Here is a 22451-nt window from a genome sequence, read left to right as displayed (position 1 = left end):
TTACTCTTCGATGACTTGGGTGTTCATCAGCTTGGCCAACAGGCTGGCCAGGCGGTTGCGCATCTCGCGGCGGTCGATGATGAGATCGATGGCGCCTTTCTCCAGCAGGAACTCGGAACGCTGGAAGCCTTCCGGCAGCTTCTCGCGCACCGTCTGCTCGATGACCCGCGGGCCGGCGAAGCCGATCAGCGCCTTGGGCTCGCCCACGTTGATGTCACCCAGCATGGCCAGGCTCGCGGAGACGCCACCCATGGTGGGGTCGGTCAGTACAGAGATGAAGGGCAGACCCGCCTTGGTGAGCCGGTCCAGCGCCGCACTGGTCTTGGCCATCTGCATCAGGGAGAACAGCGCTTCTTGCATCCGCGCCCCACCGGAGGTGGAGAAGCAGACCAGGCCGCGACCTTCCTTGATGCACTCCTCGACGGCGCGCACGAAGCGGGCACCGACCACGGAGGACATGGAGCCACCGATGAAGGAGAACTCGAATGAACAGGCGACGACCGGCACCCCCTTGAGGGTCCCCTTCATCACCACCAGCGCATCTTTTTCTCCCGTCTCTTTCTGAGCGGCAGACAAACGATCCTTGTAGCGCTTGGAATCCTTGAATTTCAAGATGTCCTGCGGCTCCAGCTCGGCCGCGACTTCGCTGCGGCCTTGCTCGTCGAGGAAGCTCTCGAGGCGGGCGCGGGCGCGGATCCGCATATGATGATCACACTTGGGGCACACTTCGAGATTGCGCTCCAGTTCTGCCCGGTAGAGCACCTGTTCGCAAGCGGTACACTTGGTCCACACCCCTTCCGGAATGTTGTGACGACGCGGTGTAGTGATCTTGCTCTTGGGAAGGATCTTCTCAAGCCAGCTCATGGAATTCCTTAATGCTTTTGTGCCTGACAAAACGCATCGGGCCTTGGTAGTTCAATGACTTACGGCGCGATGGCAATAAATGACGGATCATTAAACCACAAATTTTCGGGGCCAGTTACTAAAAACTGGTCGTACCCGGTGCCGAGTCCGGCAGCCAGAGCGGGCCGAGTGGCAACTGCGGCAGGGCGAACTCCGCCGGGTAATCCACGTCCACCAGATAGAGGCCCCCCGCCTTGGCGGTCGGCCCGGCCAGATTGCGATCCTTTGCCGCCAGCACCTCGGCAATCCACTCCACCGGTTTGAGGCCCTGCCCCACCAGCAACAGGGAGCCGGTGATGTTGCGCACCATGTGGTGCAAGAAGGCGTTGGCCTTGATGTCGAGCACGATGTAGGGGCCGGAGCGGCTGACGCACAGGTGGGTCACGTTGCGCCAGGGGGTGTTGGACTGGCAGGCGATGGCCCTGAAGGTGCTGAAGTCGTGCTCCCCGAGCAGACTCTGGCCCGCCTGGTGCATCAGCGTCGCGTCTATGGTCTCGTGGTAGTGGCTGACGCCGCTGCCGAGGATGGCCGGGCGATAGTTGTGGTTGTAGATGACGTAGCGGTAGCGACGGGCGGTGGCGCTGAAGCGGGCGTGGAAGCTCTCGTCCACCTCCTTCACCCAGCGCACGGCGATGTCCGGCGGCAGGTTGGAGTTGAGCCCCAGGGTCCAGGCCCCCTCGGCGCGGTTGGCGTGGGTATCGAAATGGATCACCTGGCCGGTGGCGTGTACCCCGGCATCGGTGCGACCGGCGCACTGGATGGACACAGGGTGGTTGGCGATGCGGCTGAGGGCAGTCTCCAGCTCGGCCTGTACGCTGATCACTTCTCGCTGACGCTGCCAGCCGAAATACCGGCTGCCGTCATATTCAATACCTAGGGCAATTCGCATGGATGACACTTGTCTTATGGGAAACGGTGAAAGAAACGGGGCGGATTATACGCGCTTGAGTCAAAAAGTCCCAAACCTGCCGGATCCTGGCGACCCGGCACAGGCCCCATAACAAAGAGGGCAGCCCACGGGCTGCCCTCTTCATCGTCACAAGCGCCTTAACCCAGGCGTTTGAGCAGCCTCTCGGCTTCGGTGCGCTGGTGCTCGCTGCCCTGGGCCGCGGCCTCTTGCAGCAGCTCGCGGGCGCTCTCCTTGTCGTCGATCTCGAGGTAGGCGCGGGCCAGATCCAGCTTGGCTCCCACCCCGCCATCGTCCGCATCCACATCGAAACCTGTGGACTGGGGCAACACCTCGGGAAAACCATCCAGCCCTACGTCCAGGGAGAAGCCCTGATAAGGCTCCTGCTCCGAATTGCTGGCGTTGGCCTCGGCCAGGAGCTTGTCGATCTCCACGTAGTCGTTCGCCTGAACCTGCTCGCGGGGCTTCACCTTGCCCGGATGAGAGTCCACCTCGGTGAAGGCATCCTCGAAATCGGCGAGGGCCAGCTCGTTGGGATCCCAGGCCGACGGTTGGGCAGCGCCCTTGGCCTGCGTCGGTTCGAGTCCGAGCTCGGCCAGCATGTCGTCCACATCGCTCTTGCCGTAATCGGCCGCTTCACTCTTCGCCGTCGGCGCCTTGTCGGCGGGCTCGTCGAAGGCTGAGCCAAAATCGCTCAGATCGAAATTGGCGAGCTCCTCGTCACGGCGGCGAGCGGTGGCCGTCGACAGCTGATCCTGGGCCAGATCGGTATCCAACTCCGCATCCAGCTCGGCAAACAGGGCGGCTTGCAGCTCCTCCTCGCTCATCAGGTCATCGGCCGGATCATGCCTGGGCTTGGAGGTATCGAAGGCGCCCTCGTGGGCCAGGTCGAGCTCGGGCACCAGATCCGGATCCCGGTTGGCCGTGGCCACCGCCGGCTCGATGTCGAAGGCGGACAGCGCCAGATCCCCATCGTCGCTGAAGATGACATCGTGGGATTCTGTGAATGCCGCGGGGTCATCCGGCACATTGAGATCCGGCTTGGGGTGCATGGGTTCATCGTCGGCGATGCCGACCGTCATCAGCTGATCGAACTCGCTGCTCTCCTCCCCCATCACCATAGCGGTGGATTCGGACAGGCTCTTCTCCTGCTCTTCCAGCTCACGGCGGGCACGGGCCCGCAACCAGAGTGTCACCAGCGCCAGCACCAGCAGCACGGGCAACAGGATGATCATGGCGAGGTTGAGCGGTGAGGCAAGCAGCTCCATCAGCCAGTTCTGCTTGTGTACCGGGGCCACCACCGGCGGTACCGGCTTGGCCTTGAGCTCGGCCACCTCTTTCTCGAGTGCAGTCTGATCCAGCAACTGGGCCTTGAGGGTCTCCACCTCTTCGGTCAGGGATTGCAACCGCAGCTTGAGCCTGTGGTTCATCTCGGTGACCTGACCGAGCTGGGCATTGGCATCTTCCAGCGCCAGCGCCATCTCGGTGGAGGGCTTGCCGACCGGGGCCGCGACATCCGCAGGCAGAGGGGCTGGCACGCTGGCCACGGCCGCGCTGGTTGCCACCGCCGCGCTCGGGGCTGGCTCGGCAACCTTGACCTGCGCCGTCACTTCGCTCGCCGCGGGCGGCGTGCCGACCTTGGCCGTGGCCACGGGGATAGGCGCAGCCTTGGGCGCCGTGGCGGCAGAGGCCTTGGTGGGCGCGGCGGCGACCTGAGTCTCGACCGGCTTGGCGGGCTGGGCATGTTTGTTGGCCAGGTATTTGGGGCTCAGCCCCTTCCAGCTGGCGTTGTCGCTGTTGAAGCGCTGGCGAGCCTGGGCATCGGTGATGCGGCTGGCCTCGGCGGCGCTTGGCAGCAGAATATGGGATCCCACCAGGATGTGGTTGATGTTGCCATCGGCAAAGCTGCGGGGATTCTTGTCGTAGATCGCCACCATGGTCTGGTAGACGCTAACCCTATTAGAGGGTCTGTGCTTGCTCGCCAGGCTCCAGAGGGTGTCGGTAGGACGGACGGGGCCATAACTGCCCGCCTGGGCGGGGGCGACCTGACGCACTATGGGCTGCGCCTTGGGCAAGGCGACGGGAGCCACGGGCTGGGCCTGAGGCTGTGGTTGCACAGCGGGTGGCGGTGAGCCATCCGGCCCCTTGAGCTCGACAAAGAAAGGCTCGCGCCCCGCCTCGTCGGCCTGAACCGTGCCCAGAAGACCCAATGCGAGTAGCGTTGCCAGCGTTATGCGGGAATGTCCCATGTTCGTTCCTTCGTATGATGGCCCTATCACATTGAAAAATCTGGATAGTTACCCCAAAACAATCGGCTCAATATAAATCAGGCGCCAGTCTCAAGCCAGCGATCCGACATATTTAGCGTTCAACTCGTGCCCGGCGCACGCCCAATGCGGGCCTGCGTACCGGACAGAGTGTAGAAAAAAACTTAATCGACTGATCTCACGCAACATTCCCAACACCGGAGACTGCGTGTCTGGTCACATCTGGAAACGCGGATCCGAGGCGGGGCTCCTTCCCCGCCACCGGGCAACCCCCTGGCTTAGAGGTAGTCACGCACCAGCAGCTCGGCGATCTGCACGCTGTTGGTTGCCGCGCCCTTACGAACGTTATCGGCCACGATCCACATATTGATACCGCTCGGGTGAGAAATATCCTGGCGCACCCGGCCGACCAGCACCTCGTCCTTGCCGGTGGCGTCGCGCACCGGAGTCGGGTAGTCGGCGTCGTCATCGAACAGGGTGACGCCCGGGGCGTTGCGCAGCAGCTCCTTGACCTGATCCGCGTCCAGCGGCTGATGCAGCTCGACGTGCACCGCCTCGGCGTGACCGTAGAACACCGGCACCCGCACGCAGGTCGGGTTCACGGCGATGTTGGCATCCCCCAGGATCTTCTGGGTTTCCCACACCATCTTCATCTCTTCCCGGGTGTAACCGTTGTCGGTGAAGGCGTCGATCTGCGGGATCAGGTTGAAGGCGATCTGCTGCGGGTAGAGGGTCGGCTCCACCGGACGGCCATTGAGCAGGTGTGCGGTCTGGCCAGCCAGCTCGCTCACCCCTTCCTTGCCGGAGCCCGAGACGGACTGATAGGTCGCCACGTTGATGCGGGCGATGCCCACCTCGTCGTGCAGGGGCTTGAGCGCCACCAGCATCTGGATGGTGGAGCAGTTCGGGTTGGCGATGATGTTGCGGTTGCGGAAATCCGCCAGCGCGTCCGGGTTCACTTCCGGGATCACCAGGGGGATGTCTTCGTCGTAACGGAAGCAGGAGGTGTTGTCGATGACGATGCAGCCCTGCTCGGCGGCGATCGGTGCCCACTTCGCAGAGATCTCGGCCCCGGCGGAGAAGAGCGCGATCTGCACCTGGCTCCAGTCAAACTCCTCCACGTCCAGGATCTCGCGGTTCTTGCCACCAAAGCGCACCGTATCACCGGCGCTGCGGCTGGAGGCCAGCGGATAGAGGGTGGCGACCGGGAAGGCACGCTCCTCCAGGATCTCGATCATGGCCTGACCCACGGCGCCGCTCGCGCCCAATACCGCTACGTTGAATTGCTGACTCACTGATGTTCTCTCCTGTGATGATGACGGTGACGGCTGGCGCCACCGCTGGCAGGCAGACCTGCCTGATATGAGGGCTGGGGAGTCGACCTGGGCCGACTCGGGCCGGGCGACATCGCCCTGGCCGATATGGGATCCGGGCTAGCCTGGCCGGACCATGAAACCGAGCCGGGCCAGCGTCTCGCCGGCGAAGGGGCCACACACCTGCAAGGAGGATAGCTCCCGTCGCTCCGGGTAATGTTTGCGCTGCTCATCGAAGCTGCCTGGCTGCTCAATCCGGTTGCGAAAACGGGCGTCGTCCCGGCGCACGTCATAAATAAGGTGGACGAGCTGCTTGATGAGCGCCTGATCGCTGGCCTGACCCGGCGTCAGCTCACGCACCTCGGGGGCAGGCAGCAGGGCTTGCAGATCCTGGCGCGGCGTGCGCCCAAGCTGCTGGCAGAGCGCCTGATACAGCATCCAGGTGCCGCGCGCCTTGCCTTCCAGGCTGTAACCCGCGATGTGCGGGGTCGCTATCTCGGTATGGGGCACCAGGGCACGCAGGGGCTCTGGTTCTCCTTCCCAGACGTCCATCACCAGTCGCAACGGTGCATCGCTCTGCTGGCGGGCGAGCAGGGCCTGGTTGTCCCACACCTCGCCCCGGGAGGCGTTGATGAGGAACTGCCCCGCTGGCCTTGCCGCAATCTCGCTCTCCCCCAATAAATGGAAGGTCGCGTCCAAACCGGTGCGGGTCAGCGGCACGTGGAAGCTGACGAAATCGGCCTCGAGCGCCGTCTGGTAATCCACAAAGCCCGCGGCCCCTTCAGCCCTGGCACGGGGAGGATCGCAGCGCAGCACTCGCATGCCGAGCGCCTCGGCCTTGCCCGCCACGCACTCGCCGGTGTTGCCCGCACCGATGACGGCGAGGCTCATCTCGCTCAAGACCAGCTCATGGCGCTCCGCCAGCACCAGCAGGGCGGACAGCACATAGTCACCGACCGAAACTTTGTTGCAACCGGGGGCGCTGAAGAAGGGGATGCCCCGCGTGGCCAACAGCGACTTGTCGATGTGATCCGTGCCTATGGTGGCGGTGCCGACGAAACCGAGCCGTGGGCTGCTCGCGAGGAGCGCGGCATCGACCCGGGTCACCGAGCGCACCAGCAGCACATCGGCGTCCTGCAGATCCGCCGCCGAGATCTGCCGTCCGGGCAGGGAGACCACCTCGCCGAACTCGGCAAACAGCTCCCGGGCATGGGGCATATTTTCATCAACGACGATTTTCATCAGTTTCTCTTATGAGCTTGAGGGTCACAACCGGCCACAGGGGCGCCATTCTAGCGCAAAGCGCCTCGAGTTTCAGATGCTTATTCTCGACTCGCCAGGGCCATGGCCCGTGCTCGGTGCCCCCCGCTGCCACCTGGTCCATGGCGTTTCACCTCGGAGAGGCGGCCCGCGTGCACCGCACCGGCGGGATCCGCCGCGAACGGGGATTTGTAACCGCATGTTGTTGTCCCTGCCCCGCGACTTGACCCGGGGATCCTGGCTGGCACAATGGCGCCTCTTTTTTAGCGGCCGCTGGCCGCCCCGTTAAGAGCCTCGTCATGACAACGCCACCCTCTTCGCTGCCGCGCCGTCAGGTGCTGGCTTTCAGCGCCGCCCTGATCCTGCCGCTGGTGCTGCTGGCCTGCCTGCCCTGGCAGCCCTTCATGAGCCATGCCCTGCAATCGCCCTGGCTCTGGTGGCCCTATGCCCTCACCCGCATGGTGGACCTGCCCGGCCTCGCCGTCACCCTCGCCGCCCTGCTGCTGCTGACCCGACACAAGCTGACGCTGGAGAGATCCGCCCTGCTGGCCCTGGGGGCGGCGCTGTTTGCCGTGCTGGCGGGGGATTGGGTGATCAAGAGCCTCATCAAGCAGCTGACCGAGGAACCCCGCCCCTATCTGCTCTGGCTGGAGGGTCAGAACCTCATCCCCGCCATCCGCCAGTTCTACGCCGCCAGCGCCGAGCTGCGCAGCGAGCAGGTCCACGCGGCGAGCCAGTTGCTGGCGCTGCCCCAGTGGCTCGGCAACCACTGGCAGGGGGAGGTGAACTACGCCTTCCCCTCCGGCCATAGCATCGCCGCCATGAGCCTCGCCCAGTTCTTCGGCCTGATCTGGCTGGCCCGCGCCCCGCGCGGGGTCTGGTTGCTGCCGCTCTGGGCCGTCGGCATCGCCCTGTCACGCACCCTGATCGGCATGCACTGGCCGCTGGATGTGCTGACGAGCGCCCTGCTCGGCAGCCTGACCGCCCTGCTGGCCGCCCGCTGGTGGCTGCACCGTTACTGACCCAGTACCTATGCGGTAAGGACACAAGGCACACTCTGTTTAACAGGCAGCCTGACCCATCTGCTTCTGGCCGCCCGCCGGTGGCTGCACCGTTACTGACTCGTCGGCAAGATACGCAACGCATCAATGACAACGGGCACCCTGGGGTGCCCGTTATTCTATCCGTCGTGCGGGCTATCAGCCCTTGCTCTGCCAGCCCTGGGGGTACTTGTAACCCTGGAAACGCTTGGCGGCGTAGGCCTTGAACTCGGGGGAGTTATAGGCGGCTATCAGATCCTTGGCGAACGGCTTGGCCGCGTCATCGCTCTTCACCACCACCCAGTTGATGAAGTCGTAGCTGCGCTCGAGGAAGAGCCCCTCACTGAACGGGATGCCGCTCGAGGCGGCGAAGTTGCCGTTGATGACGGAGAAGTCCACGTCTTCACGGGAGCGGGGCAGTTGCGCCGCCTCCAGCAGCACCAGCTTGATGTCGTGGGGATTGCTCACCACATCGAACTCGCTCGCCTTGAGGGGGTTGATCCCCTCTTTCAGGGTGAGCCAGCCGAGATCTTGCAGCATCAGCAGGGCCCGCGCCTGGTTGGTAGGGTCGTTGGGGATGGCGACAGTGCTGCCTTCTTTGAGCGCCTTCAGCTCACCCAGCTTGCCCGCATAGAGCCCCATGGGACCGGTCGGCACCTGGGTGATGGGGGCCAGGGAGAGGCCCCTGTCTTTGGCGAAGCTCTCCAGATAAGGCTTGTGCTGGAAGCAGTTCACATCGAGCGAACCGTCCGCCAGGGCGATGTTGGGGGTCACGTAGTCGGTGAACTCCACCAATTTCACCTTGTAACCCTTGGCCTCCAGCTGCGGCTTGATGGAATCGGTCACCATGTCGGCAAAATCCCCCACCGTGGTGCCGATGACGATCTCCTGCTTGGCGGGATCGGCGGCAAGGACGGTGAAAGAGACGCTGCTGGCGAGCAGAGCAAGGGCGGAGAGCTTGAAGAAGGAACGGCGCTGCATGGGGACTCCTTGTCGTACTGATCATCGAAACGGTGGCCGGGTTGCGGTCTTTGCCACAACGAGCAGAACCACCACAACCATCTAGCCATCCAAATGGCTAATTGCAGCCACCATAACAGAGCCTTTCGACTTCGCCAAGCAACAAAATAAGACATGTTTATGAGCCGATAGCAAAAAGCCCTGATATAAAAGGAGTACCGATTGAGATTCATCAAGATACCCAGTGATCGGCATGCACGTAAAACATCGATGTATCCCTGGGTAAAAACCATTTGAAGATGAGATGAAATGTCCATTTTGACTATCCTGACGATCCCGGATCCTCGCTTAAACCTGCCAGCCACGCCTGTTACCGATATAGCAGCAGTACAAGACCTTATCAGTGACATGCTCGAGACCCTGTATGCCACCAGCAATGGTATTGGACTGGCGGCATCTCAAGTGGGCCGACAGGAGGCTGTCGTCGTGATCGATATCTCGGAAGAGCGTAATAATCCGCTGATATTGATCAATCCCGAGGTTATCTCCGGTGAACAGAAGACCATGGGAGAAGAGGGCTGTTTGTCGGTACCCGATTATTACGCCGACGTTGAGCGCTTCACCAAGGTCACTGTCAAGGCGCAGGATCGCCATGGCCAACCACTGCTGCTGGAGCAAGATGGCTTCCTGGCTATAGTGCTCCAGCACGAAATCGATCACCTCAAGGGCAATCTCTTTATCAACTATCTGTCACCGTTGAAACGCCAGATGGCATTGAAGAAGGTCAAAAAAAGCCTGACACGCAACCGTTGAAGAGAGTCCCATTTTACCTGTCAGATCCCATCAAAGGAGCCACCATGCTGACTACCTCCACCATCGGCCTCTTGGTCGTCGATATCCAGGGCAAACTGGCCCGCCTGGTCGAGGGGAGTGAGGAGCTGATCGCCAACACGGCGCGGCTGGTGCAGGGGGCGCAAGCCCTGGGCTTGCCGGTGATCTGGCTGGAGCAGAATCCGGACAAGCTCGGCGCCACCGTGTCCGAGCTGCAGCCGCTACAAGCCAGCAGCCCAGTGCTGGCCAAGTTCAGCTTCGGCGCCCTGGGGGAGCCACAAGTGGCAGCGATCCTCGCCCAGAGCGGGGTCAAGCACTGGCTGGTGTGCGGCATCGAGGCCCATATCTGCGTCTACCAGAGCGTGCTGGGACTGCTCGATAGCGGGGCCAGCGTCTCGCTGGTGACCGATGCGGTCTCATCCCGCGATCCAGCCAACCGGACGCTCGCCATCGGCCAACTGGCGGCACGGGGCGCGGCCCTCACTTCGGTGGAGATGTGCCTCTACGAGCTGATGGGGGACTGCCGCCATCCGGCGTTTCGCCAGATCCTCTCCTTGGTGAGATAAGCGCCATGATGGATAACATGGCGCCCTTTATGTTTGGTCTGTTCGCTTTCCAGGTCGCACTGGTAGTCACCATGATCGGCATGGCGGCGACTCGTCTCTATCTGGGCTGGCTCTGGCTTGGTTCCATGCTTTTTTACGCGCTCTGGTGGCTGCTACTCGGCTATCCCCCACTCCTTCCCGAGGGGTGGCCAACGCTGTCCCAATAAATAGCACCGAGGCCTGGGCCAATCACAATGATTCGCCCTCCCCCAATCGCTCCTGCAGATAGCGATAGCCGCCGGCGCCATCCGGCACGAAGCTCAGGCGGTGGCTGAGGCCGGGGGGCGCATCCTCGGCGTGATGGGAGACGAACAACAGCTGGGTGCCCTCGCCGATGAGGCGCACCACCATCTCCCGTACCAGATGGCGGTTGAGGGGATCCAGCCCCTGCAGCGGCTCATCCAGGATCAGCAGCGGCGGATGCTTGACCAGGGCGCGGGCGATGAGCACCAGCCGCTGCTGGCCGAAGGAGAGGCTGTGAAACGGCAAGGCCCCCTGCTCCCCCAGCCCAAGCAGGGCCAGCCACTGGTTGGCGAGGGCCAGCTGGCGATCCCCGGGGCGGCTGTAGAGGCCGATGGAGTCGTAGAAGCCCGACAAGATCACCGTCTGCACCGAGCAGTTGACGCGATAGTCCAGATGCAGGGCCGGGCTGACCAGCCCGATGTGGCGCTTGATCTCCCAGATGCTCTCGCCGCTGCCCCGGCGCACTCCGAAGAGATGCAGATCGTTGCTGTAGCCTTGCGGATGATCCCCGGTGATGAGGGAGAGCAGGGTCGACTTGCCCGCGCCGTTGGGGCCCACCAGTTGCCAATGTTCCCCCTCCGCTATGGTCCAGTCGAGCCCGTCGATGACCACCTGCTCCCCGTAGGCAACCCGCAGCTTGCGCATCTGCACCCGGGGACCCGTAGGCAAGGGAGTGGGGGCCGCCGGGGGCGGCGGCAGCTCCGCCAGGGTTCCTTCGACCCGTGCCAGCTGGGCCACTTCCCGGCTCCCCAGCACGGCCGCGCGCTCTCCTGCCAGCAGCAGGCAGCGCTCCCCGAGCAGGCCGAGGTGGCTGGCAAAGGGGGGGATCTCGTCGAAGCGGTTGACGATCACCACCAGCCGCAGCCCCTCCGAGGCCAACTGGGCCAGCAGCACCATCAGCTCGTGGCGCGAGCCCTGATCCAGTCCATCGAACGGCTCGTCCAGCACCAGCAGCTCCGGCCTTGCCAGCAGGGCGCGGGCCAGCAACAGCTTGCGCCCCTCGCCACTGGAGAGATAGCGGTAGGGTCTATCCCAGAGCCCTTCGATGCCAAAGCGGGCCAGCAGGGCCCGCGCCTCAGGCTCCTCCCCCTCCTCCAGCATCAGGCTGGATACCTGATAGCCCGCCTCCTCCTCTTCCCCCAGCATGTCGGTGTTGCGCCGCTGATAATCCCGCTCGCCGAGTTGCTGCTGGGATTCGAACGACAGGCGCGCCGCCGCCAGTTGCCCCCGGGCCTGCCCCGAGTGCAGGGCGAGCTCGCCGCACAGGGCCGCGGCCAGCGCCGTCTTGCCGCTGCCGTTGCTGCCGACGAAGGCCCAGCACTCCCCCGGGGAGAGGGTCAGTTCGGGAATGAAGAGGGTGCGATCGCCGCGAAGGGCCAGCCTGGCCGAGTGCCACTGCAATAGGGTCATGAGTCCATCCTGTTAACCTGTCTGTCGCTACCTTAACAGGGATCGCGGCGGACAGCAGCCATGGACGGCACAGGGGAAGACGCAGAACAGATAGCCCTGGCACGGGTTAAAAACAGGGCGATCTATAGACAAAAAGATCACTAGCAATGGATGCGAATAGCTCTCAATAAAACATGATCTCCATCCCGTTTATACCCCCATATGGGTCAAGGTGAGATTTATATGAACCCCATCACAATGCTGAATTGAGAGCCTTTTGAATCGTAATTTCTCATGTATAGATGCCAGCGCACCTCGGACGGTGCGCCCTTAAGATGGAGTTTATCAATGAGAAAAACATCACTAGCCTTGGCAATCACGGCCCTGCTCTCGGCCCTGCCTGTCACTTCGGTTCAGGCCAATGAGAGTTGTACCCCCCTCACCGGCAGAGAAGCCAATCTGGATACCGGCCGCGCCAGCGCAGAGCGCTGCCTGCCCGGCATCAATCCTCTACAGGATCAGCAGTGGCACCTGCTCAACAGCGGTCAGGATTCCTTCAGCGCCCGTGGCGGCGTGGCGGGCAATGACCTCAACCTCTGGTGGGCCCACCGCACCTCGGTACTCGGCCAGGGTATCAACGTGGCCGTGGTAGACGATGGTCTGGCCATCGCCCACCCGGACCTGGCGGACAACATTCGCCCCGGCTCCAAAAACGTGGTGACCGGCAGCAATGACCCGACCCCGACCGATCCGGACAGTGCTCACGGCACTTCGGTCTCCGGCATCATAGCCGCGGCCGACAACACCATCGGCACCCGGGGGGTGGCGCCCCGCGCCCAGTTGCAGGGCTTCAACCTGCTCGACGACAATAGCCAGCAGTTGCAGCAAGACTGGCTCTATGCCCTCGGCAGCAGCCAGGCCAGCCGTGACAACCGCGTCTTCAACCAGAGCTACGGCATGAGCCTGGTCGACCCGCAAGGGGCCAACGGGCTGGATCAGGTACAACTCGATCGCCTGTTCGAGCAGATGACCCAACAGGATCAAGGGGCGGCCTATATCAAGGCGGCGGGCAACGGCTTCAGCCGCATCGCCGCCGGCAACTATGTGCTCAACCGCACCGGCGGCGAGCTCAGATTGCCTTTTGAAAACAGCAACATCGATCCCTCCAACAGCAACTTCTGGAACCTGGTGGTCAGTGCCAGCAACGCGGATGGCGTGCGCTCCTCCTACTCGAGCGTCGGCAGCAACGTGTTTCTGACAGCCCCGGGCGGCGAGTACGGCACCGCCTCACCGGCCATGGTGACCACCGACCTGCCCGGCTGCGACATGGGCTACAACCGGGTAGACGATCCCAGCACCAACCGGCTGCACGGCAACCCGGCGCTGGATGCCAGCTGTGACTACAACGGCACCATGAACGGCACCTCCTCGGCCACCCCGAACACCGCCGGCGCCATGGCGCTGCTGATGTCGGCCTATCCGGATCTGTCGGTGCGGGATCTGCGGGATCTGTTGGCGCGCAACGCCACCCGCATCGATGCCAATCAGGCCCCGGTGCAACTGAGCTACAGGGCAGCCAACGGCCAACAACGCCAGGTGATCGGGCTGGAAGGCTGGGAGCGCAACGCCGCCGGAGTCTGGTTCAACCCGACCTATGGCTTTGGCCTCATCGATGTGAACAGGACCCTGGCGAGCGCCGCCACTCACAATCCCTTGCCGCCGCTGGTCCAACTGCCGTGGCAGAAGGTGACGGTGCAGGATCGCGTCGCGGGCGCCATCCCGGATCTGGGCAGCAGCCCGACCACCTCCAGCACCCGGGTCAGTCAGCCGCTGACCGTGGAAGCGGTACAGGTGCTGGTCACCCTGGATCACCAGCGTCTGCCTGACTTGCTGATCGAGCTGGTCTCCCCCTCCGGCACTCGCAGCGTGCTGTTGAACCCCAACAACAGCCTGGTGGGGCAATCCCTCGACAGGCAACAGCTGGGATACGTGCGCACCAAGGGGCTGCGCGACATGCGCATGCTCTCCCACAAGTTCTACGGTGAATCCGCCGAGGGAGAGTGGCAACTGGCGGTGACCGACGTCGCAAGCGGCACCCGTCAGGTCTCCTTGCTCAATCGCGGCACCAATGTGCGCAGCACCCTGACCGAGCGCAACAACAGTCAGCCGGGTCAACTGCTCAACTGGTCCCTCAAGGTGATCGGCCATGACGCAGCCCCCCTCTAACGTGCACAGGAGTCACAACATGAAACACAGCTTACTCAGCCTTGCCCTGGCAAGCCTGCTGGCCTCGGTCTCTATTCAGGCCACGGCCGACGAGTCGGTGGTTGTCGATGGCAAGCAGTACCGCACCATAGAGGTGAACGGTCAGACCTATCTCACGCCGGATAACGGCAGCAAGAAGCGCGTCGCCCGCAGCCTGGACGGCCAGGCAACCCAACCCAGCCTGCGCAGCGGTGACGTCTTGTTGCAGGGGGTCGCCAGCCCCGAGCTGATTGTCAGCGGCACCCTGCTGGTGGCGGCCGAGGACGCCGAGGCGAAGGCGCTGGCGAGCCGTCACGGTCTGCGCTTCAAGCAGAGCAGCGGCGGCATCGCCCTGTTGGAGGCCAAGCCCGGCACCGATCTGAACGCCATCGCCAGCCAGCTGAAACAGGAGGGTATAGAGGTGCAGATCGAGCTGGGGGGCGCCCAGCAGCAGCCCAAGTGAGCTAGCATCCGATCCAGCGGGATCATCTCAAAGGGGCCGCTGGCCCCTTTTTCATGGTCGGCCAGCCGCCGATGGATATGGTGAGAGAAGAAGCCAGGATCCTGGCGATGGAAGATGGCCCGCATCTGGGCACCCTCTGCCACGCCTCGCGCCCGGCCGGCAAACGGGCGCGGTCAACTCCCACCAGCACCACCGTAGAGAAGGGGGCAGGGTTGTCCCATCAAAGACCTGTGGCGCGATAAATGCGATCCTTGCCATCTTGCTTGGCGCGGTACAAAGCCTGATCGATCTGCTCCATCAGCTCTTCCGGAGTGCGCCCCTCGGCCGCACCGATGCCGCCGCTGAAGGTTACCTTCATCGCATCATCCCGCCATTTCATCTCACCCACCCCTTGGCGCCACTGTGTCATCAGCCACTCGGCCTCGGCCAGGGTGCAATGTTCGAACAGGGCGACCAGCTCCTCGCCACCATAGCGGCACAGGGACGCCGCATTGGCAAGCCGCTCCTGCCCCAGCGAAGCACAACGGCGCAACACCACATCACCGACGCCATGGCCATAGCCGTCATTGATGCTCTTGAAATTGTCGAGATCGACCAACGCCAGCACGAACGACCTCCCCTCGCTGTGCAGTTGCCTGAGCCGTTCATCCAGGAAGCGTCGATTGTAAAGGCCGGTCAGCGCATCCCGGTTGGCCGCATCGTGTGACGCCTGCAAGCGATCAGAGACCAGATTCAGCTCCTCGTGCAGCTCCGCTATCTCCGGAAAATCGGGCAAAATCATCGTTGCTCTCTCCTGCGTCGAACTCAAACGCAGCAGGCGCACCATCTGGATAAGCCCCCCGATCAGCGCCGACAGGCGCAAGCGAAAGAGGATAGCCATCACGGTGAACAGAGCGCTCGATAACAGCAGCAGCACCATGACGGCACCACCCCCCACCACGGCCACCGCGTCTCGCCTCGGCTGCGTCGTGATGGCCAGTATGTTCGAGCGCCCCGGCAGAGCCTGATAAGCCACATACTGACCGACCTCATCCGAGAAGAAGGTGCCGGATGCTCCCTCCAGCCGCGCTATCCAGGGATAGGCGATGACCTGACCATTGAACTCGGCCTGTGAATGGACCAGGATCTGACCCGTGCTTCGGTCAAACAGCAGGTGATTCAAGCCGTTGTCCCGGTAGAGCATGGTGCTGAGCCGCTGCGACCAGGCGGGCAGGTTGATATCGAGGCTGATGACGCGATCCTTCACCCCCCCAAAGGGTCTTAGCCGATGGGAGACGGTCAGGGTATAGGCCCCGGTCAGCGCATCCTGATAGGCCCCGGTCCAGCTGAAGTCGGACGTTCTGAGCGCCCCCTTGAACCAGGCACGGCTGGTCGCGTCAAGCTTGGTGGCGTCCCAGGCCAGATCCTGCTCCTCGTTGTTGGAAAAGCTCTGTCCGCTCGAATCGGCGTAGAAGATCAGGTTCAGCTGATTGCCGAGTGTCACCTTGCCATTCCATAGGTTGCGACTGAAGGCTTTGGTCTCTTCGGAGAAGGTCAGGGGGCGCAGCTGGTCGGCATTGACCTCGGTGGCCAGCACCTGCTCTACCTGCTCGAGGCTCTCCTCTTCGGCGATCGCAATGGCGTGGTTGAGAATGATCAACTTCTGCTCCACCCCGGCGCGATGGTTAAAGATGGAGAGTGCAAACACACCCCCGATCCCCAGCAGCATGGGCATGGCCAGTAACCAGAAGTATTTGGTACTAAAAGCATATTTGGTCGTTGGACGGACAGTGTGAGACATGCAGGAAACCCTCGATACATCCCATGGTATGGTCCCCGACCCGCTCGCTAAAAAGCAGGCATCTGTCCGCCTTGTCCATATTGGCGACATGGCTCACTCAGGTCAGGGAAATTCATTGATGCACAACGACATCACACCGATATTGATATCAGCCATCAATGTATGGTGATTCATCGCCGTTGCTTCCTGTTTATAAGATAAGGGGCGTTGGCGTTTTATTTTCTACATATCCATATTAACCACGACCGAACACACCTAATAGGTACTCACCTCATTCCTTTGGACCAAGGAGGTTATTCAGATATCACTGACTCGAGATGAGATTGCGTGATAATTTGGCCCGCCAATAAAAACCCTGCCCCTGAACATAACCATGCAACTTGACGAAGGAGAGATGATGCTTGTTTTCGATCCCTTCGATGATCACATTGTCATGTCCCCACGCAGCCGTGAGCCTGGTCATAGCGCTGCCATCACACCGGGTGAAGCTGCGCCAGAAGAACTGTTTATTGACTCTGATGCCATCGAACAATGCTGATGATACATGGTCCATGGACAACAATGATTCGTCGGCATTGTTTATCCATAACTTGACCCCTGACTGTCTGAGCCTCGCCATATTACTCAACGCCGTATCAGAGATGCCGCCGGCTATATCCGTCATCTCAAAGGCCATGCTCAGCCCGAAATCCGATATAAACGAAATGAAGTCTTCCCAGGATATAAAACATTCCATCAACTCCATATCGACACTGAGAAACGCCGTGTGATAGAGGCTACTGTCGTTTTTATGCAGATCTTGGAAAAACGCCAGTTGCTGTATGAATAGCCATGCGGCGTAGGGGGTGGTCATGCTGTTGAAATCGGCTTTGGAGAAAACTGCCTTATGTTCTGAAAATGAAATAACTGCAACTGCCATAATATCCCCGGCACGGAAATTGGCAATGGGTTCAATTGTGTGCCTGACATAATGAGAACCTTTGGCGCCATGGCTTATGGTGATCGTCATCCGCTATTATCCCTCCTGAGTGGCGTGGATAGAATAGGGTGACAGTCACCAGACAATGACGACAAAAAGCAACTCGAATGAGTCACCACATCATCTCTGATATCCACACCAAACATGGCCACCGCTTTTCCAACCCATGCCATGACCCTGTCTGGCTCACCGGTATCTCCCCTTATACGGGGCTATTATCAATTCTATTGCTGTATCCAGACTGAATCATTTTATGCTCACAAATAAGGCGATCGGTGAATGGCCATGACATCACTCCGCCACCAATTAACAATAAGGTTGTTATATAACAATGACATATGAGCACGCGACTGAGAGAAGGGGAAAGAATGAGCAAGATGAAAAAAATGAACTTTCAATCTTTTTTGGCATTAAACTCTGAGTTCATTACATTAATTGAAACCAAGGATCACCGCGAGAAAACGCTTTCAAAGTCAGTCTTTATTTCATGACGAGGAGATAGCCCATAAGAAGCCTGGTATCTGATAGGTTCCCATAACCCTCTTATTGCTTGATTTGATATTCAGGTGTTATCGACAGCGGTGACGAATGTTATTTCCATGGAAAACGGCGCCATTGCGGCGCCAATTCATCATTGTTGGGTTGTATCAGCCCGAGCTCAGCCAGCCTTGTGCCGATAGGTGATGAAACCCGGGCCATCGGACGGGCTTCGCATACTCTGGCCCGAACGAGGTCGATATAAGGACGCTGAGTTATCTTCGATGGGCGGGTCCCTGCATGGCTTCAGTGCCAGTGGGCATGCCGCGACAGTTTCGCTCGCCAATGAAATCCCTGCCCTTGCACCAGTCCCCGGGCCCTGACAAAGGAGAGGTGGTGCCTGTTCTCGACGCCCTCGACGATGACGCTCTTGTTGCCCCAGACCGTGAAAGCATGCTCCATAAAGGCCGCGTCATTCCTGTTGAAGCATTGCCAGAAGAAGCGCTTGTTTATCTTGATGCCGCTGAAGGCGTGCAAGATATCGGCAGGCACCTTGTACAAGGCGTCATCGGCATTATTCAGCCAGAGCGTCACTCCCAGCTCCTTGAGCTGCAGGAGACGCTCCAGAGCCGGCGCTGACATGCCATCGACCAGGCTGGCCGTGTCGCAGCCGATGCTCAGCCGGAATTGGAGGATGAAGGGGACGAAGTCTTGCCATGACAACCAGTGCTCAAACAGGCTGGGGGGCACGTTGACAAAGGCCGCACGGTAGAGCTGGGGATCGTGCTTGTTCAGCTTCTGAAAAAACGCCAGCTGTCTCGTCAGCAGCGAGACCATGGGGTACTGCTCGACATCGCCAAAGTACGACTGATCGAGCAGAGCCCTGCTCTCGGAGAATGAGCAGACTTCAAATGACAGAATATGGCCGGCGTCGAGCTCGACGATGGGCTCCAGGGCGTGCCTGATGGCTCCTAACTGTGCCCTCTCCATATGGTCAGTCATGGCTATCCTCGACAGTGAATCCAGAGCGGTAGGGGTAAAATATGTAGCCGGCTCTGGCGACCGTCACCAGACAGCGGCAATCCTGATCCACCCTGCGCAAGAGCTTTCTGATATTGGACAATGCCACCGACACCGTATTTTCACACACTATCCTGCCATGCCAGACACTGTTCAATATTTCATCCTTGGATACCAGATATCCACTGTTGCTGACCAGATATCGGAGAACGCTGGCTTCTCTCGAACCCATTCTTATTATTTGACTCTGCTGCGTACCGGCAAAATACAGAAAGGTAAAAGTCCCATTCATTAAATCAACGACGATGCTTTTGTCCTTGTTTACCAGATAAGTTGCCGCCGCGCGTTCTTTGCGCTCTTTTATCATTTCAAATTCATGCATAACCAGCCTCCGTGTTCACCGTAACCGACGATCTTGCATCCTCTCTGTGCTCCGCAATGACTCACCCAATCGTCGTATTCAGGCTGAACAACGGTATTCTCACAGAAGTGGTGCGTGAATTGATGATAATAAAATAATTTATTAAAAAAATAGTAAATTACATATATAACAGTAACATACATCAAAATGACTGATTAATAGGATTCATACGAGCAGGCTTTAATCTCTTTAAAATGAATTTATGACGATTTATGCAACTACAAATTTTATCTTTGTTAAAAAAGATGATGGAGCTAACACTCAGTATCTGTGTCTGGTGAGTTCCCGCCTGGGTGATATGAGACGAGATGACAAGCTTGATGAGAACAATGCCAATATGACGGGTCTCACTCTGTTGGACGTGGCTCTATTATCACGGTATATGTCAGTGTGGGATCCACATTGCCAATATATCAGGCCAGTTCGACCTTATTAAGGATGGGCTGGACATACCATCTCTGGATAATATGTTGGTTGGCGTCCGCCAGATATCGCCTGAATAATAACCTGGATGACTATTTCTGCCGCTCTCTTTGCCCTCAATCCGATCAGATAATAGGATGAAGAGCCTGCTTTACATGGCCACCCATCACGGTGCCATTACCATAATGTCGCGCTCTCACCGGGCACCATGCCATCAGCCTCGCCATTTCCCCAACCTATGCCGGCCAATGGGATCGGGGTCACAACTTGATCTTCTTGCTCCCAACGGCACATTTCTCGCTCCCCCGGGGCAATGGTGGCCTGCGCCAACTTGTTAACCTGCTCCTGGCCCGCGTCATCACACGCAAGGATGAGCCCGCTCTCTCTGCCCATGGCAAACCGCCACCAGAGCGGCCACGTCACCATGTGGCATAGATATCGTATTTTCCACTTTTTATTCAGACAGTTAGAGGAAGTCTTCATGCCTATCACCACCACAAAAATGAAAGCGGTTTCACTTTCCGTCAGCCTGGCCCTGGCCGGGATCCTGGTCGGCTGCAACCAGAACGACTCCGACGCCCCCATCGTCAAGGATGACGCCTATTACCGTGCTCAGGCCGAAACCATGGTGGCCAGGCTGACCCTGGCCGAGAAGCTGGATCTGCTCTCCGGCCCCGGCTATGGCAGCGCCGACGGTGCCATCAACGTCAAGCAGGACGTTGCCGGGGTGGCGGGTTACATCAATGGGGTGAGCCGCAGCGCCGACGGCATCGATATCCCGGCCCTCAAGCTGGCCGACGGCCCGGCGGGCCTTAGGATCAGCGCCAACCGCGACGACGACAGCGCCACCTACCATGCCACCGCCTGGCCCATCGGCTCGCTGCTGGCCTCCAGCTGGGACGTCGAGCTGGTCGAGTCCGTGGGGGAAGCCATGGGGGATGAGATGCGCCAATACGGCGTCGACATCCTGCTGGCGCCGGGCATGAACATTCAGCGCAACCCGCTCAATGGCCGCAATTTCGAATACTACTCGGAAGATCCGTTGCTCACCGGCAAGATGGGCGCCGCCATCGTCAACGGGGTGGAGAGCAACGGGGTCGGCACCACCATCAAGCACTTCTTTGGCAACAACTCCGAGACCAACCGCAACCAGATCAACGACATCGGCGAGCCGAGAACCTTCCGCGAGATCTACCTGCGCGGCTTCCAGATCGCCGTGGACGAGGCCCAGCCCTGGGCGATCATGACCTCCTACAACAAGGTCAACGGCACCTATGTGAACGAGCGCAGGGATGCGGTGACCGAGGTGCTGCGCGACGAGTGGCAGTTTGACGGCCTGGTGATGTCCGACTGGTTCGCCGGCGACGTGGCCAACAACGCCTACAAGCAGGTGCTGGCGGGGCAAGATCTGATCGAGCCTGGCAACGTCAAGGAGCAGCTGCAGCAATCCATCGACAAGGGGGATCTCAGCGAGGCCAAGGTGACCGAGGCGGCCATCAATATCCTGACCCAGGTGATGAAGAGCCCTTCCTATCAACAGCTGCCCGTCGGCAACAGCCCGGATCTGGCCGCTCACGCCACGCTGGCCCGCCAGGCCGGGGCCGAGAGCATGGTGTTGCTGCGCAACGAAGTCAGCGCCCTTCCCCTTGCCGCGACCAGCAAGGTGGCCAGCTTTGGCATCAACCAGACCAACACCTACAAGGGCGGCACCGGCAGCGGGGATGTCAACGCCGCCAGCCTCACCACCATAGCCCAGGGGCTGGCCAGCCGTTTCCCGGTGAGCGAAGCTCTGCAGGCTTACTACCGCGATTTTTATGAGAACAACAAGGTCTATCACGAGGGGCAATTTGGCGCCAAGGGCTACTACACCTGCGCCGAGGCGGCCGTCAGCCCCGCGCTGGCCAGCCTCATCACCGCCGCCGCCAGCGAACAGGAGGTCGCGGTAATCAGCCTGGGCCGCCAGGCCGGCGAGGGTGCCGACCGCAGCAGTGGCAAGGGCGACTACCTGCTCGGTGATGACGAGAGCGCGCTCATCGACGCGGTGAGCAGCGCCTTCCACGCCCAGGGCAAGAAGGTGGTGGTGGTGCTCAACGTCAACGGGGTGATAGATACCGCCCAGTGGAGCCACAAGGTGGATGCCATCCTGCTGGCCTACATGGCAGGCCAGGAGACAGGCCATGCGGTGGCGGACGTGCTCTCCGGCACGGTCAACCCGAGCGGCAAGCTGGCCCAGAGCTTCCCCGCGAGCTACGCCAGCGTGCCTTCCTCGGGCAGCTTCCCGGGTGAGGACACCGACGGTGACGGCGAGCCGGACGATCTCTACTACAACGAGGGGATCTACGTGGGCTACCGCTACTACAGCACCTTCGAGCAGGCGGTCTCCTACCCCTTCGGCTTTGGCCTCTCCTACACCAGCTTCGGCTACGGCAGCCCGGCGGTTGCCCAGAACACCCTGGCCAGCGGCGCGGCCGGCAACCTGGTGTTGACGGCGACCATCACCAACACCGGTGGCGTGGCGGGCAAGGAGGCGGCCCAGGTCTATGTCAGCGCCCCCGAGGTCAAGCTGAAGAAGCCGGCCATCGAGCTCAAGGCGTTCGCCAAGACCAAGCAGCTCGCCCCTGGCGCCAGCGAGCAGCTGAGCTTCACCATTCCGGCCAGCATCCTTGCCAGCTTCGATGAGGCCGGCAACCAGTGGATAGTGGAGCCGGGCAACTACAGCGCCTACATCAGTCCCTCATCAGACGTGTCGGCCACGGTGCCGGTGACCTTCACGGTGAGCAAGGAGATAGTGGTGAGCCACACCACGGCCGGCGCGCTGGCCTTGCCAAGCGGGGTGGATGCCGCCACCGTGACCACGGTGACCAAATAACGCGGCGGGAGTGGGCGCCAGTGCCCACTTCCATGTTGTGGCCCCATCATCAGGGAC

Annotated in this window: 18 protein-coding genes; 7 read left to right on the top strand and 11 right to left on the bottom strand. The window is 60.8% G+C overall.

What is annotated here, in order from left to right; genetic code table 11:
- From accD to LG30_RS0111845, 5 genes are all read right to left on the bottom strand, one after another.
- Positions 1-864 (bottom strand): acetyl-CoA carboxylase, carboxyltransferase subunit beta, encoded by an 864-nt coding sequence (gene accD, locus LG30_RS0111865; protein WP_033130918.1) that lies wholly within the window; start codon positions 862-864, stop codon positions 1-3.
- A gap of 118 nt (positions 865-982) precedes the next feature.
- Positions 983-1792, bottom strand: a complete 810-nt coding sequence (gene truA / locus LG30_RS0111860) for a tRNA pseudouridine(38-40) synthase TruA (RefSeq protein WP_033130917.1) — start codon at positions 1790-1792, stop codon at positions 983-985.
- A gap of 158 nt (positions 1793-1950) precedes the next feature.
- Positions 1951-4059: a FimV/HubP family polar landmark protein gene (locus LG30_RS0111855; RefSeq protein ID WP_033130916.1), complete on the bottom strand. Its 2109-nt coding sequence runs from the start codon at positions 4057-4059 to the stop codon at positions 1951-1953.
- Between the two features lie 296 nt (positions 4060-4355).
- The gene (locus LG30_RS0111850) at positions 4356-5372 is read right to left on the bottom strand and encodes an aspartate-semialdehyde dehydrogenase (protein ID WP_033130915.1); all 1017 of its coding nucleotides are present in this window, start codon (positions 5370-5372) and stop codon (positions 4356-4358) included.
- Between the two features lie 138 nt (positions 5373-5510).
- Positions 5511-6632 (bottom strand): 4-phosphoerythronate dehydrogenase, encoded by a 1122-nt coding sequence (locus tag LG30_RS0111845; RefSeq protein WP_033130914.1) that lies wholly within the window; start codon positions 6630-6632, stop codon positions 5511-5513.
- Between the two features lie 317 nt (positions 6633-6949).
- Here LG30_RS0111845 and LG30_RS0111840 point away from each other — a divergent pair, with 317 nt between their 5' ends.
- Positions 6950-7672, top strand: coding sequence for a phosphatase PAP2 family protein (locus LG30_RS0111840; protein ID WP_033130913.1), 723 nt, complete (start codon positions 6950-6952; stop codon positions 7670-7672).
- 177 nt (positions 7673-7849) lie between these two features.
- Here LG30_RS0111840 and LG30_RS0111835 read toward each other — a convergent pair whose 3' ends face one another.
- Positions 7850-8671, bottom strand: coding sequence for a MetQ/NlpA family ABC transporter substrate-binding protein (locus LG30_RS0111835; protein ID WP_033130912.1), 822 nt, complete (start codon positions 8669-8671; stop codon positions 7850-7852).
- A gap of 288 nt (positions 8672-8959) precedes the next feature.
- Between LG30_RS0111835 and def the strand changes: the two genes are divergently transcribed.
- The 3 genes from def to LG30_RS0111820 are packed head-to-tail and all read left to right on the top strand — an operon-like array spanning position 8960 to position 10253.
- Positions 8960-9463 (top strand): peptide deformylase, encoded by a 504-nt coding sequence (def, locus tag LG30_RS0111830; RefSeq protein ID WP_033130911.1) that lies wholly within the window; start codon positions 8960-8962, stop codon positions 9461-9463.
- 44 nt (positions 9464-9507) lie between these two features.
- Entirely contained in the window at positions 9508-10047 is a 540-nt protein-coding gene (locus LG30_RS0111825; protein WP_033130910.1) for an isochorismatase family protein, read from the top strand.
- A gap of 5 nt (positions 10048-10052) precedes the next feature.
- The gene (locus LG30_RS0111820) at positions 10053-10253 is read left to right on the top strand and encodes a hypothetical protein (RefSeq protein ID WP_238566428.1); all 201 of its coding nucleotides are present in this window, start codon (positions 10053-10055) and stop codon (positions 10251-10253) included.
- A 22-nt stretch (positions 10254-10275) separates the two neighbouring features.
- Here LG30_RS0111820 and modF read toward each other — a convergent pair whose 3' ends face one another.
- The gene (gene modF / locus LG30_RS0111815; protein WP_052101008.1) at positions 10276-11739 is read right to left on the bottom strand and encodes a molybdate ABC transporter ATP-binding protein ModF; all 1464 of its coding nucleotides are present in this window, start codon (positions 11737-11739) and stop codon (positions 10276-10278) included.
- Between the two features lie 327 nt (positions 11740-12066).
- Between modF and asp the strand changes: the two genes are divergently transcribed.
- Both asp and LG30_RS0111805 read left to right on the top strand, forming a co-directional pair.
- The gene (asp, locus tag LG30_RS0111810) at positions 12067-13944 is read left to right on the top strand and encodes a serine protease Asp (RefSeq protein ID WP_033130909.1); all 1878 of its coding nucleotides are present in this window, start codon (positions 12067-12069) and stop codon (positions 13942-13944) included.
- Positions 13945-13963: 19 nt separating this feature from the next.
- Positions 13964-14425 (top strand): serine protease chaperone, encoded by a 462-nt coding sequence (locus LG30_RS0111805; RefSeq protein WP_033130908.1) that lies wholly within the window; start codon positions 13964-13966, stop codon positions 14423-14425.
- Positions 14426-14645: 220 nt separating this feature from the next.
- Here LG30_RS0111805 and LG30_RS0111800 read toward each other — a convergent pair whose 3' ends face one another.
- The 4 genes from LG30_RS0111800 to LG30_RS0111785 all read right to left on the bottom strand — a co-directional run bounded on the left by LG30_RS0111800 (position 14646) and on the right by LG30_RS0111785 (position 19063).
- Positions 14646-16205, bottom strand: a complete 1560-nt coding sequence (locus LG30_RS0111800; protein ID WP_161785829.1) for a sensor domain-containing diguanylate cyclase — start codon at positions 16203-16205, stop codon at positions 14646-14648.
- A 304-nt stretch (positions 16206-16509) separates the two neighbouring features.
- Entirely contained in the window at positions 16510-17214 is a 705-nt protein-coding gene (locus tag LG30_RS0111795; protein ID WP_033130907.1) for an EAL domain-containing protein, read from the bottom strand.
- A 753-nt stretch (positions 17215-17967) separates the two neighbouring features.
- Complete coding sequence (locus tag LG30_RS0111790) at positions 17968-18663, bottom strand: EAL domain-containing protein (RefSeq protein ID WP_033130906.1); 696 nt, start codon at positions 18661-18663, stop codon at positions 17968-17970.
- Positions 18656-19063: a winged helix-turn-helix domain-containing protein gene (locus tag LG30_RS0111785; RefSeq protein WP_033130905.1), complete on the bottom strand. Its 408-nt coding sequence runs from the start codon at positions 19061-19063 to the stop codon at positions 18656-18658. Before LG30_RS0111785 ends, LG30_RS0111790 begins: the two co-directional genes overlap by 8 nt.
- Positions 19064-20006: 943 nt before the next feature.
- Here LG30_RS0111785 and LG30_RS0111775 point away from each other — a divergent pair.
- The gene (locus LG30_RS0111775) at positions 20007-22394 is read left to right on the top strand and encodes a beta-glucosidase family protein (protein ID WP_033130903.1); all 2388 of its coding nucleotides are present in this window, start codon (positions 20007-20009) and stop codon (positions 22392-22394) included.
- Positions 22395-22451: the final 57 nt, after the last annotated feature.

It is taken from the genome of Aeromonas aquatica, from assembly GCF_000764655.1.
Classification (GTDB): Bacteria; Pseudomonadota; Gammaproteobacteria; order Enterobacterales; family Aeromonadaceae; genus Aeromonas; species Aeromonas aquatica.
The sequence above is the reverse complement of the archived record's forward strand: the minus strand, read 5'-3'. Positions and strand labels throughout refer to the sequence as shown.